This window comes from Pseudomonas sp. NPDC086112, from assembly GCF_044746425.1.
GTDB lineage: Bacteria > Pseudomonadota > Gammaproteobacteria > Pseudomonadales > Pseudomonadaceae > Aquipseudomonas.
Genome location: NZ_JBIVCD010000001.1, coordinates 299,916 through 312,482, shown reverse-complemented (window position 1 = coordinate 312,482; position 12,567 = coordinate 299,916). Strand labels below are relative to the sequence as shown.

11 protein-coding genes are annotated in these 12,567 nt (G+C 54.2%); 4 read left to right on the top strand and 7 right to left on the bottom strand.

Going from position 1 to position 12,567, the window contains the following annotated elements; translation table 11 throughout:
* Window positions 1-98: 98 nt before the first annotated feature.
* Both ACIPLA_RS01340 and potE read right to left on the bottom strand, forming a co-directional pair.
* Window positions 99-1,004 carry an amino acid ABC transporter substrate-binding protein gene (locus ACIPLA_RS01340; RefSeq protein WP_218394987.1) on the bottom strand — a complete coding sequence of 302 codons (906 nt, stop codon included), beginning with the start codon at window positions 1,002-1,004 and terminating at the stop codon, window positions 99-101.
* 49 nt (window positions 1,005-1,053) lie between these two features.
* A complete protein-coding gene (potE, locus tag ACIPLA_RS01335) occupies window positions 1,054-2,394 on the bottom strand; it encodes a putrescine-ornithine antiporter (RefSeq protein ID WP_401170746.1) in 1,341 nt (446 codons plus the stop codon).
* Between the two features lie 230 nt (window positions 2,395-2,624).
* Here potE and ACIPLA_RS01330 point away from each other — a divergent pair, with 230 nt between their 5' ends.
* Window positions 2,625-2,990: a histone-like nucleoid-structuring protein, MvaT/MvaU family gene (locus tag ACIPLA_RS01330; protein WP_123494736.1), complete on the top strand. Its 366-nt coding sequence runs from the start codon at window positions 2,625-2,627 to the stop codon at window positions 2,988-2,990.
* Between the two features lie 127 nt (window positions 2,991-3,117).
* Here the strand turns inward: ACIPLA_RS01330 and ACIPLA_RS01325 are convergent, their stop codons facing one another.
* Both ACIPLA_RS01325 and ACIPLA_RS01320 read right to left on the bottom strand, forming a co-directional pair.
* Complete coding sequence (locus ACIPLA_RS01325) at window positions 3,118-4,644, bottom strand: amino acid racemase (RefSeq protein ID WP_401170743.1); 1,527 nt, start codon at window positions 4,642-4,644, stop codon at window positions 3,118-3,120.
* Between the two features lie 10 nt (window positions 4,645-4,654).
* On the bottom strand, window positions 4,655-5,944 hold the full coding sequence (locus ACIPLA_RS01320) for a dicarboxylate/amino acid:cation symporter (protein ID WP_401170987.1): 1,290 nt from the start codon (window positions 5,942-5,944) through the stop codon (window positions 4,655-4,657).
* A 229-nt stretch (window positions 5,945-6,173) separates the two neighbouring features.
* On the opposite strand from ACIPLA_RS01320, the gene ACIPLA_RS01315 reads away from it, so the two are divergent.
* Complete coding sequence (locus ACIPLA_RS01315) at window positions 6,174-7,103, top strand: LysR substrate-binding domain-containing protein (protein WP_052963155.1); 930 nt, start codon at window positions 6,174-6,176, stop codon at window positions 7,101-7,103.
* A gap of 183 nt (window positions 7,104-7,286) precedes the next feature.
* Here ACIPLA_RS01315 and ACIPLA_RS01310 read toward each other — a convergent pair whose 3' ends face one another.
* The gene (locus tag ACIPLA_RS01310; RefSeq protein ID WP_218394985.1) at window positions 7,287-8,486 is read right to left on the bottom strand and encodes an MFS transporter; all 1,200 of its coding nucleotides are present in this window, start codon (window positions 8,484-8,486) and stop codon (window positions 7,287-7,289) included.
* An 86-nt stretch (window positions 8,487-8,572) separates the two neighbouring features.
* Entirely contained in the window at window positions 8,573-9,532 is a 960-nt protein-coding gene (locus ACIPLA_RS01305; protein ID WP_371317109.1) for an alpha/beta hydrolase, read from the bottom strand.
* Between the two features lie 331 nt (window positions 9,533-9,863).
* On the opposite strand from ACIPLA_RS01305, the gene ACIPLA_RS01300 reads away from it, so the two are divergent.
* Window positions 9,864-10,781, top strand: a complete 918-nt coding sequence (locus ACIPLA_RS01300; RefSeq protein ID WP_218394983.1) for an AraC family transcriptional regulator — start codon at window positions 9,864-9,866, stop codon at window positions 10,779-10,781.
* Between the two features lie 144 nt (window positions 10,782-10,925).
* The gene (locus ACIPLA_RS01295; protein WP_218394982.1) at window positions 10,926-11,450 is read left to right on the top strand and encodes a cupin domain-containing protein; all 525 of its coding nucleotides are present in this window, start codon (window positions 10,926-10,928) and stop codon (window positions 11,448-11,450) included.
* Between the two features lie 332 nt (window positions 11,451-11,782).
* Here the strand turns inward: ACIPLA_RS01295 and ACIPLA_RS01290 are convergent, their stop codons facing one another.
* Window positions 11,783-12,427, bottom strand: coding sequence for a dTMP kinase (locus ACIPLA_RS01290; protein ID WP_401170738.1), 645 nt, complete (start codon window positions 12,425-12,427; stop codon window positions 11,783-11,785).
* Window positions 12,428-12,567: the final 140 nt, after the last annotated feature.

Here is a 12,567-nt window from a genome sequence, read left to right as displayed (position 1 = left end):
CGGGCAAGCCTCGCTCCTACACGGGATTTTGTGGCGTTCACAAAACCGCGCGGGAGCGGGCTTGCCCGCGATGGTTATTGTACTTTTCAGGATTGCCTCTACGGTATCGCATAGACCTTGAACAGCTTTTTGTCCGTGTCGGTAATGCCTTCCAGGTAGGTGCCGTATGCCTGCTCGATCTCGCCCGATCGATACATTTCACTCAGCGCGGTGTCGACCAGCAAACGGAAATCTTCATCGTCTCGATCCACCGCCATTGCAGTCGGCGAGTACTCAAAAACTCGATCCAGCAGGACCAGATTCCCTGCGGAATAGTGATTGGCGAGGAGATTCTTCAGCATCATGCGTTCGGCGAAGAAGGCATCGGCTTTGCCTTCGGCGACCAGTTTGAGGCCCGCTTCAGTGTTCTCGACTGTGACCAGGGTGGCTACCACACCGAGTAATCGCATCTGTTGACGGATCCATGCCTCGGTGACGCCACCTGCGGTGGCGGCATAGGTTTGGTTGGCCAGCCCATGATTGATGGTCGCACGCCAGGTCGGTCCGGTATGGGCTACTTTGCCATTAAGTACATTGAGCAACGCCTCAGGCGCTTCCTGGCGCACCACTGCCGAGAGGCCGGCGGTGTAGATCGGAACCGAGAAGCTCACACGCTTGCGTCGCTCCAATGTGGGGGGCGTCGGCGTACAGAGGATGTCGATCTCGCCCGAGCTCACGGCACTCATCTCGTCGTTGACGGAGACGGGTCGGTAACGTACCTGCATCGCGGGCAAACCCAGTCCGGTCTTGATTTTGTCGGCAACCTTCAGACAAAGCTCGATCGCATAACCGCTGGCTTTGTCACCTTCCTGGACGCTAAAAGGTGCGAAGTCCGGCAGGTAACCAAGGGTGAAGGTATTGCTCGCCTGCACGCGTTCAAGGGTATTGGCACCAGCCAGTACCGGCACCATTGTGAGCAGGCAGACGAACAGCAAGTTAGTGGCTTTGGTCAGTTGTACGTTCATATCCTTGGCGCCCCGCATTCGGATGTCTGTGCTGTCTTGACGATTACAGCTAAGGATTGCCCGCCCTGGTCTGAGCGGTTGGAGACGCATCGACAAAACGCTTGGAGAGGAAGCCATAAAGCAGGTAGCCGAATGTAAGGACAATGAGTCCACCGAAAACGGCATCTTTGCCGCAGGCATAAAGGGCGTACAACGAATAGGCCACGGCGATCAGTAATAGCGTCGTGTTACGGGTGTAGACCCCTGTACTGACTTTGGCTTTGTACATCATGACCAGCAGGCCGGTGGCGGCTGTCACGTATGGGATCAGGTTGGTCACTGCTGCCAGGCTGACGAGCTTTCCGAACTGGGCGCTGGCATTGGGCGAGATGGTCGACAGTGCCATCAAGGTCTGCAAGACGCCGCAGACGATCATGCCGACAATGGGCGCATTCTGTGTGCTGACCTTGCTGAACAGTTTCGGAAACATCCCTTGGTCAGCGGTCATCTTGGCCGTTTGCGCCAGGGTGAACTGCCAGCCCAGCAGCGAACCGACACAAGCCATCACTGCCAGCGCCATGACAATATTGCCGACCACGGGGTTGAACATATGTGCATAGACGAGCGCGAAGGGCGCCGAAGAGTTGGCCAGTTCGGCATTGGGGATGATGCCCTGAATGACCGTAGTCGACAGCACATAGACCACTGCCGCACCCAGCGTGCCGAACAGGCAGGCCAACGGTACGGTGCGCTTGGGATCTTCCACTGCATCGCAGGCCTGTGCCGCCGACTCCATGCCAAGAAAAGCCCACAGAGTAAGGGGAATAGCCTTACTGATGGCGTCGGAGATCGGCAGGTTGTTCGGATTCCAGGCGGCAATCAGCACATCGGGCTTGAACCAGAACCAACCGATGATGCTCAAGCCTGCCACCGGGATGATCACCCCCCACACGGTAATCGCGCCGATCTTGCCGGTGATACCGGGGCCACCGAAGTTGGCCACGGTGGTCAACCAGAGCAGGCCAACCGTACCGATGAACAGAGGAATGGCGCCACTGCCCAGCCAGGGCACGAACGATGTCATGTAGCCCACCGCGGAGATGGCGACGGCCACGTTGGCGATGCCCAGCGAGAGAAAGTACAGATACGAACAGAGGAAGAAGCCTGATTTGGCGTGCGCTTCTTCAGTGTAGGCAGACAACCCGCCTGAGCGCAGGCAGTAAATGCCGCACTGGGAAAAGCAGTAAGCGATGGCCATCGAACCGACGGCAGTGACGATCCATGACAGCAACGAAACGGCCCCGAGTTGGGCCATGCTCGTCGGCAACATGATGATGCCCGACCCCATCATGTTCACCGTCACCAGAGTGGTGAGCCCCATGAGGCTCATTTTCTTGCTTGAGTCGGCCATCGGAAACTCCTTGATCTGCTCAACACATTGACCATAGCCCTGATTGCCATGCTCAACGTCGGGAAATAGCCCATCGAACAGATTTATCGCCAGTCAGTCTCATCGAAGATGGCTTTTTGGGTTCTGAACAGCAAAAAGAAATGGCCGACAGGGTATGACTCCATTGTAGGGGGGACTTTTCTTTAGCTGGCTCTGTCACATGTCCATACAAAACACATATGAGGTTTTACATGTCCAAGCTTGCAGAGTTCCGTGAACTGGAAAAACATCTGGCTAAACAGCTCCAGGTGCTCGAGGCACTGAAAGGTGATGCAGGCCTTCAAAAGGAAATTGATTTCGAAAAGAAGCTGCGTGATTTGCTAGCCAAATACGGCTATAGCCTGAAAGACGTGATCAATCTTCTTGAGCCACAAACGGGTCGTCGCGCATCAGTAACCGCGCCGAAATCCGGCACACGCAAGCCGCGCCAGGTGAAGATCTACAAAAATCCAAACACTGGCGAAGTCGTCGAGACCAAGGGCGGCAACCAGAAGAGACTGAGGGAATGGAAATCTAAATTCGGCTCTGCCACTGTCGAGTCCTGGCTGACCAAGTGAGTTTGATTTGAGTACAAAAAAGGCCTGATGAGGGCAATGCCAGTCAGTTAAGCGAGTAAACCGCTTTTCGTAGGAGCCAGCGGTGCGGCGATCCGACTTGCCGCACCGCTGGCTCCTACATGTCCGGTCATTGCCCGAGAAGGGCCTTTCTGTAGCTGACACGGACTAGTGCCTGAGGCTTGACCGTATTTTCACGGGCAAGCTCAATACACTTCAATGCCAAAATAGTTGTCGGGTCGATCAACGCCACCGTATGTTTTTTTATCTTGTAAGCTTCGCTATGTTCGAGCACCAGAGGCAGCTCTGTACAACCCAAGATGAGCACATCAGCGCCCAGTTCACATAAGTGCTCAGCAGCGGTTAGAAGCTGGTCTTTGCATATGCCGTCAGTGAAACCCGCTTTAACACCATGGTCTCCATAAATCGACTCCATGACCAACACTTGGTAATCCACGCCAGGGGTGATGACGTGAAGTCCTGCTCGCCGGGCAGCCTCGTGATAGACCTGACTTTTGATTGTGCCGGACGTCGCTAGCAGCCCTACGGTTTTGCCAGCACCGTATTGCTGAGCGATAGCCTCAACCGTCTCAGTCAACATATTCACTATGGGGACACGCAGGTGCGCCTGGATGCGTTCGACGAAGGCGTGAGCTGTATTGCACGGAATCGCAATGGCATTGGCTCCAGCACTTTCAAGACGCTTGCATGTTGCATACATCGCCATTGTCGGGTCGGTGTCGTCATACAGCAGGTTGGCTGTGCGATCAGGAATCTGGGGGTTTTGTTCGACCACCATTTTAATGTGCTCTTGATCTCGGCCTGCCGGTGTATGCGCAACTACCTTACCCATGAAGTCGACTGTTGCCGCCGGCCCAACTCCGCCAACTATCCCTAATTTAAACGGCGGACGAGTCAACTGGCCGCTTTGCGACGTCGCGAAACCGGCATAAACCTCGTTGATGTCCAGAGCTGTGATGCCTCGCCGTTGCAGATCACCACAGATCAATGAGAGCTCAGTCATACCCGGCAATATGATTGTGGCTCCCTGATCCTGAAGCGAAAGGCACGCCTGATAAACACACTCTAGCGGCACCCCGTCTAGGTACCCGTCTTTGATGCCGTTAACGCCATACATCGCGTCCATCAACCCGGACTGCTCGTTATCATCTGGATACACGAGCTTGAAGTCATTGCCGAAATATCGCTCAAACAGCCCGGAGTGCCGAACATAGTCGGATGCGATGATTCCCAACGTACTGCCGCGTTCAGCGATGTGATCAATATGCTTGCGCAACGCAGCCACCATATCCAGGACGGGTATGCCTATTTCCTCCTGAATTTCCTCTCGAAAGGTGTGACTGGCAAAGCAAGGTAGTAAAACGGCATTTACTTCGCTTGCCTCGAATGTCTGACAAACCTGAAAAACGTAGAACTTCCTGGAGGTCATGTTCGCGCCCCGGTCCAGGGGCATCAGGACGTCTTTGAAAGGGTGTTGCTCAAACAGGAAGTGATAGCGACCTTGATCTTCCAAAACAGCTCTGGACTTCACCAATTTGTAGAAAAGATCGCCGCCGGCCAGTGAGCCAAGTCCGCCGACGATACCTAGTTTGCGAGCAAACGATGACCCGCTGGACGGCTTCGATTTACCTTTCATGTTCAGGTTCTCAGGCGGTGGCTGCAGTATGAATCGGGAGCGGAGATTTCGTGCCGGGCGATTCTTCAACTTCTTCATGTGGTTCTGATTTGGCAACCACAGCCGTTGCGATGCTATTGCCAACCACGTTGGTGGCAGTCCTGGCCATATCAAGGAATTGGTCAATGCCAAGGATTAGCAAAATACCGGCTTCGGGAAGATTGAACATGGGTAACGTAGCCGCCACCACAACCACCGATGCTCGGGCTACACCGGCCATTCCCTTACTGGTAATCATCAGCGTCAGCAAGATGAGCAGTTGCTGTGTGAAGCTCAAGTCAACGTTGTAGGCCTGAGCAATGAACATGATGGCGAACGCTTGATACATCATCGAACCATCAAGATTGAATGAGTAACCCAGCGGTAGAACGAAGCTGGATACGCGCTTCGGCGCACCAAACTTCTCCAGTGCCTCCATGGTTTTCGGATACGCGGATTCGCTACTGGCAGTCGAGAATGCTAACAGGACAGGTTCGCGAATCAGCTTGCCCAAGGTAAATACTGAGCGACCCAGGAACAGGTAGCCGGCAGCGAACAACACGCACCACAGCATCACAATACCCAAGTAGAACTCGGCAATCAGTTTTCCGTAATCGACTATCAAGCCAAGGCCCTGAGTGGTGATAGCCGATGCGATGGCCGCGAAAACCCCAATGGGCGCGAAGGCCATGACGAAGTCCGTGACCTTGAACATCACCTTGGCCAGCTCTTCGATGCTATCGACAATCGTCATGTAACCAGCTCGTTTCACACCCGCCAAGGCAAACCCGAAGAACAACGAGAACACCACGATTTGCAGGATTTCGTTGTTGGTCATTGCTTCAGCAATGCTGCGGGGAAACACGTGACTGATGAATACCTTGAGGCTGAAATCCCCGGTGTTGACCACCGCAGGGCTTGCCGCATGCTGGACGACCTCCATGTTCAGTCCCGCACCGGGCTGGAACAGGTTGACCAGGCCCATGCCGATTGCCAGCGAGATCACCGAAGCGGTTACGAACCAGACCATGGCTCTTAGGCCAATACGCCCAACGGAGCGGGAGTTTCCCATGCTGGCAATGCCGCCAACCAAAGTGGCGAACACGAGAGGCGCGATGATCATCTTGATCATGCGTAAAAAAATGTCGGTGACCATCGAGAAGTAGGACGCGATCTCTTTGGCGCTTTGTTCGCTCCCTGCGAAATGGTGGCACGCCCAACCGACAAGCACGCCCAAGGCGATGCCAATTGCGATCCGACGCGGAAGTTTGTTTTTCTTCACGGAGCTTTCCTCAAGTGGTTTTTTTGCTTTTTTTACTTGGCAGGAGACAAGTGTCATTGGGTCGAAGCTCTATGGCATCGCTTCAACGTTTTCGATTCTAGGGGCGGGATTGAAAGGTCGTGATGAGTAATCCCGATAGCCTCATGCGCTTTTGGAATAGTTTTCGAAACTTCTGCTTAGTCCTGACTGAGGCGCAGTACACTGCGCATTCGGGGCGTGAGGTACCGGTATGCAAATCAAATGGTTGGATGATCTTTTAGCGATTTCCGAGTGGAAGAACTTTTCTCGGGCTGCGGAGGTTCGCTGCGTGACCCAGTCGGCTCTGTCGCGTCGCATACGGTCACTTGAGGAATGGGTAGGCGCGGAGTTGGTAGATCGCGGTACTTATCCCGTTCAGCTCACACCTGCGGGGCGAAGTTTTTGTGAAGAAGGCCGCGAGGCATTAGCAGGGTTATTGAGACTGCGCTCAGCCCTGCGTGAGGTTGAGCGAATGCCCGGTCGATCCATCCAGGTGACTGCTGGCCACAGCCTTTCAATGACATTTCTACCGAAATGGCTGACCCAGTTTCAGCAGCACAATGAGCAGTTCAACGCCCGGGTCGTTGCCGCGAACATTCATGATGCCGTCATAGCCTTGGAGGAGGGGAGTTGCGATCTGATGATCGTCTACCACCATCCCCTGGCACCCATTCTTCTAGACCCGGAAAAGTTCGGATGCCTGACGTTGGGGCATGACGCCTTTATTCCGTTGTGTGCCCCTGACAAGAAGGGGCAACCGCTGTATCGCTTGCCCGGCACCTCAGCTAAAGCTGTGCCTCACCTCGCTTATACGGCCACAACTTTTCTAGGTCGCGTTGCCGACATAGTCATCAAAAATGGTCCAAGTGTGAGTGTGCTGGAACGGTGCTATGAGGCAGACATGGCAATGCTTTTGATGCGAATGGCGATAGAGGGGTATGGCGTGGCATGGTTGCCACAAAGCGCTGTTATTGACGAGCTTCAGCGAGGTCAGTTGGTAAAAGCGGGTGGTGATGAATGGAGTACGCGACTGGAGATACGCTCCTACTGCTCCATCACCAACGAGAACCCTACGATGCGCAGTCTATGGAAAACCCTCGAAGGAGCTTCCCGCGATCTCCATGGCAAAACAGCTCATTGATTGAAGTTCCAAGGCTCGAAAAGCATTTCCTCAAGAACAATTAAGGTCTACCTCCTGACACTAATCAAAGTGGCAGCATCGCCCGATGCTTAAGTGATTTTGGGTTTACGACCGCGCGGGTTTGGCTTCACCGGCACGCTTTTCCCATACCACAAGATATGCCTTGGCGTGTCTTGTGGTATTTCAAGCGATGCTCGTCGCGGCAAGAGGCTCCCGCGATGCTGCGCGTGCAGCCAGGAAGGCAAAAACGGCCGCCACGCCCAGCACAGTGGCGCTCAACTCGAAGGTTGCTCGATAGCCACTCAAGTCAAAGACCAGCCCGCCAACGGTTGCGCCAGACGCAATTGCCAGTTGGATGATCGCCACCATTAAGCCGCCTCCCGCTTCAGCAGCGTCTGGCAACGTTCTCGCCAGCCATGTCCACCATCCCACGGGCGCAGCAGTCGCAACCAGTCCCCAGAGGCCAAGCAAAACAGTCGTGGTAGCCGCCGAGCTACCGAATGAAACAAGCGCCAGTGCAATCACCGCCATCAAGATCGGGATGACGATGAGGGTTCGATGCAGGCCATTTTTCAAGAACGCTTCAATCAGGAAGGTTCCTGCGAGGCCCGCAATACCCAGGATGAGCAACATCAACGACAGCATGGAAACACTGACGTGCGTGACCGTTTCAAGAAACGGGCGCAAATAGGTAAACAGCATGAACTGGCCCATGAAAAACACGCTGACCGCCACCATTCCTAACGCGACCGGCGTGCGTTTCATCAACTTGAAGACGTTGCCAGTGCCTGAACCGCTTTGCGATTTCATCGGTGGAAGGCTTAACGACAGCCATACACAAGCGACTATCGCGACTGGGATGACGCACAAGAATGCACCGCGCCAGCCAATCAGGGCGCCGAGAAAACTGCCCAATGGCGCTGCAATAACCGTCGCCAAAGCGTTGCCGCCGTTGACGATGGCCATTGCGCGAGTGATCTGGTCATCAGGCACCAGGCGCATGGCGGTTGCCGCCGACAATGACCAGAATCCACCTATCGCAACACCGATCAGCGCGCGGCCGGTCATGAACACCCAGTAGTTCGGGGCGAACACGACCACTGTTCCAGAAAGGATCATAAGCAGTGTCAGTGAAAGGAGCAGCGGTTTGCGGTCAACCCGCGCAGCCACCGATGCGATCAGAAGACTGGTGAACAAGGCAAACAGCCCCGAAACGGAGATTCCCTGGCCGGCTTGTCCCTCGGTGACGTGTAGATCTGCGGCAATCGGTGTCAGCAGGCTGACGGGCATGAACTCCGATGCCACCAGCACGAAGGCGGCGAGGGACATGGCGAATACGGCGCCCCATGATTTATGGGGCACAGGGAGGAGGTGATCAGTCATTGGTTGAATCCTGTATTGCGCGAAGCGTCGTAGCCCCAAGGACGAGGCTACGAGAGAAGTGATGCCCGGCCAGGGCACCGATCAGACTACTTCAGGGTGCTTTTGAAGAACGTGGTCAACTTGGCGAATGGAATGAGGTTGACCCGGTCGTAAAGATCCACGTGTCCGGCATCTGGAATAATGAGCAACTCTTTAGGCTCGGCGGCCCGCTTGTAGGCGTCCTCACTGAACTCGCGTGAGTGTGCCTGGGCGCCGGCAATGAACAGCAGCGGGCGAGGGGAGATAGTCTCGATGTCATTGAACGGATAGAAGTTCATGAACTTCACGTTGCTGGTCAGCGTCGGCATGGTGGTTGTCTGCGGCGATGCGCCGGCCGGAGTGACTTCGCCTCGGTGGGTGCGATAAAAATCGTAGAACTCGTCACCCACGGCATTGCCGGTCAGTTTGAGCGGCGTGCCGCCGGTGTAGCGGATTTCGCCACCCTGGAATTCGGCATAGCGCTGCTCGGTGGCGTCGCGAATGATCTGCTGGCGTTGTTCCGCAGTCACTGCGTGTTTGAGACCGTTACGGTTGGCCGCACCCATGTCGTACATGCTGACGGTGGCAATGGCCTTCATACGCGGATCAATCTTGGCCGCACTGATAGCGAAGCTGCCACTGCCGCAGATGCCGAGGACGCCGATTCGCTCAGGATCGACAATTGGGTGAGTGCCAAGAAAGTCCACGGCGGCACTGAAGTCTTCTGCGTAAATATCGGGCGAGACGGCCTGGCGAGGCGTGCCCTCGCTCTCACCCCAGAAGGATAAATCCAGGGACAGGGTGACAAATCCTTGTTCGGCCATTTTGGTGGCGTACAAGTTCGCACTCTGCTCTTTCACCGCCCCCATTGGATGGCCGACGATGATGGCGGCGTTCCTGGATTTGGAGGCGAGGTCTTTCGGGGTGAACAGGTTGCCCGCTACCTTCATACCGTATTGATTCTTGAAGGTGACCTTTTCAACGGTCACTTTCTCGCTTTTGTAGAAGTTGTCCGCGCCGTTTGACATATCGGCTCCCATTGAAGAAAAAGAGGCAACGAGAAGCCCCAGGGCAAGAAAAATTCCTTTCACCGGATAGTCCTTTCGATTGAGTTGTAGTTTGCTGGAGTGCTTTGACCCAGTGCTTAATCAGCCAACATGGCGTTGTCGATCACGAAGCAATACTTGACGTCATGGGAGATTCCTCAATGGGTTTGTCGGATGAACATTCTCCGGTTCTGCCCATACTCCCTGTAGTGCATATCGCTGGATTACTTGCCTGATCCTATGAGTCTCTGTTTTTTTGCAGGACGGTCGTGAACTGGCGAGTTAGAGTTCAGCGAAGAGGTACTAGACGAACATGACGATCAAACACGGCACCGCACCGCAACAGACATCGCCGCAAGAAACGCTTGCGCAGATCATCGGCGCGCAGATCCCGAAACCAGGTGATTACGGAACGCCCATTACGGGCCTCGGCTTCTTCAGGCGCGAACATCCATCGCCGCCCGTCGTCTGCATGGTGGAGCCAAGCATCATCCTCGTCGCCCGGGGTGAGAAACAGCTCTGGGTAGGCGGCGAAGGCTACCCGTATGACACGTCGCGATTTCTGATCACCTCATTGGACTTGCCTGCCAATTCGCAAGTGCTGGCGGCAAGCCCGGAACAGCCATGCCTGGGACTCACTTTGAAGCTCGATCTGCGCATGCTGGCTGAGCTGATAGCACAAAGTGACCTACCGCCAACCCGTGATCGATCAGTTGCGAAGGGGGTAGGAATTGGTTCAGTGACCCCTGCAATGCTGGCGTCATTCGAGCGCTTATTAGCACTGCTCGATGAGCCGGAATCCATTCCTGTTCTGGCCCCCTTGATTCAACGCGAGATTCACTACCGTCTCTTGCAGAGTGATCAGGCGAGCCGGCTACGACAAATAACTTCTGTCGATGGCCAAGGTTATCGGATCGCCAAAGCCATCGATTGGCTGAAGTTGAATTACACCTCAGCGCTTCGCGTCGATGAACTTGCAGCCCGAGTGCAGATGAGCACTCCGACCTTTCACCACCACTTCCGTCAACTCACCACAATGAGCCCCTTGCAGTACCAGAAATGGCTGCGACTGAACGAGGCGAGGCGATTGATGCTCAATGAACACCAGGACGTATCCAGTGCGGCTTACAAGGTTGGATATGAAAGCCCGTCCCAGTTCAGCCGCGAATACAGCCGTCTGTTTGGCGTACCTCCCAAGCGGGATATTGCGGTGTTGCGAGGGCAGGGGTAGCTATAGCGTCAAGCTGACGAATTGCGTTTGCTTACGCTTTTTAAACGCTAACGAGATAAAACGACTAAACAACCATTTAGCATAGTTATAATCTATCGAATAGACTTACATAATAGTTTAAGTGTTTTAAGGAGGGCGATCCACATGACCAACAGTGAGCTCAACATTCAAATTCCCAACGCTGAAGCAGTCATCGCCGCATTGGCTCTGGAGCCTCACATGGAAGGCGGTTTCTACCGAAGAACCTTTCAATCTGATCACCACGCTATGGTCGAGATCAATGGAGGTCAACGTCACTTGATGACTTCAATTTATTACTTGCTGACCAAGGATTCGCCTATAGGTCATTTTCACATGAATCAATCGGACATCGTTCATTACTACCATTTGGGAAACCCGATTCAGTACAGCCTGATTTTTCCAGACGGCACGTTGAATACTGTGGTGATGGGCAGCGACGTTATCGCTGGGCAGTGTTTGCAGCTGCATGTACCTGGTGGCGTCTGGAAAGCTTCGCAACTGATGAATGGTTTAGCGGAATACGGTTTGATCAGTGAAGCGGTTTCACCAGGGTTTGATTTTGCAGATATGGAGATGGGTAATCGACAGAAGCTCAGAGAGCAGTTTCCCGAGCATTCGGAACTGATTGGGAAGCTGACCCAAGGATGAGGGGCTTGGGTGAAATGAGGGCTTCAAAATCTGCGTGCAACCGGGCTAATCTTGAAACATCATGTTACGTGTAATGTATATTATGTTAAATGATGTGTCAGAGCGGAACTTCTACCAAAGGTTCTTTCAAGCTACCAATCCCCGATCCCTATTTGAGCCAACTCTATACCCCGGTTCCAGCAATCGACGCTCGAACCGTCTGATCATGTATGACCCACCCCGGGAAGCTTTGGCTCTGAGTTCGATGACAGGCACCCAGATCAAAGCATCAGCCGGCTACCGCTACAGCGACAAATCACTCCTTCGATCCTGCTAATGATCTATAGCTACGGCTATCTCAACCGCATCAAGGCCGGCGCAGCTAACTTCGCCTGGACGCTATAGATCTCAGAAATCACCTGCATCGTTGCGTCTTCGATCGTTCCTTCATTACGGCATAAAACCCAGCCGTGATCTGCAGTCGCTTGCTCGAACGCCTTGGTACAAGCGATCTGTTCTTCCAGCTTATGGATCACCGTACTGCTCAGCCCACGCCGTCGTGCCGCTGCCCTTGCCCATGAAATTTCAGGGGCGGTGACAACCCCGACATGCAGGTCTGGCAATCGCACGTTTCGATCAATGTTTAACTGTAGAATTTCTGCAAACGGGACTATCCGGCGAAACGCGGCATCAGACGGGTACCAGCGATCGATCAAGATGATGCTGCCTGGTGGCTGTTTAGCCAGCACGTGTTGGGAAATCCAGGTACGGCTATCAGCAAAGCGCTCACAAACCTCCAACTCCAAATCCCGGGAGGGATTTCTGACGAGTTTGTTCACGAGGGCCATTGTTTCCCCCCTATAGGGGTCGCTTTTTTTCTCGCAAAGTCGGATCACCTTTTTGTTGTCTGCCCTCAGTACTTTCGTAACGGCCTCCAACAGTGTGGTTTTGCCGGCACCCTTGGGCCCATCTAGAGAAACAAACAGCGGACGATTCATTCTTCACATAACGATTGATATACGGTTTTTTTTGCCCTGTTCGTTCGCTGGAATCGCTTGGCGCGACTATGCGAATCGAGTGGAGGGTCCTTATGAACTGAACACTCTAACCGTCGCTCTCAGCTTTCGACAGGCGATGC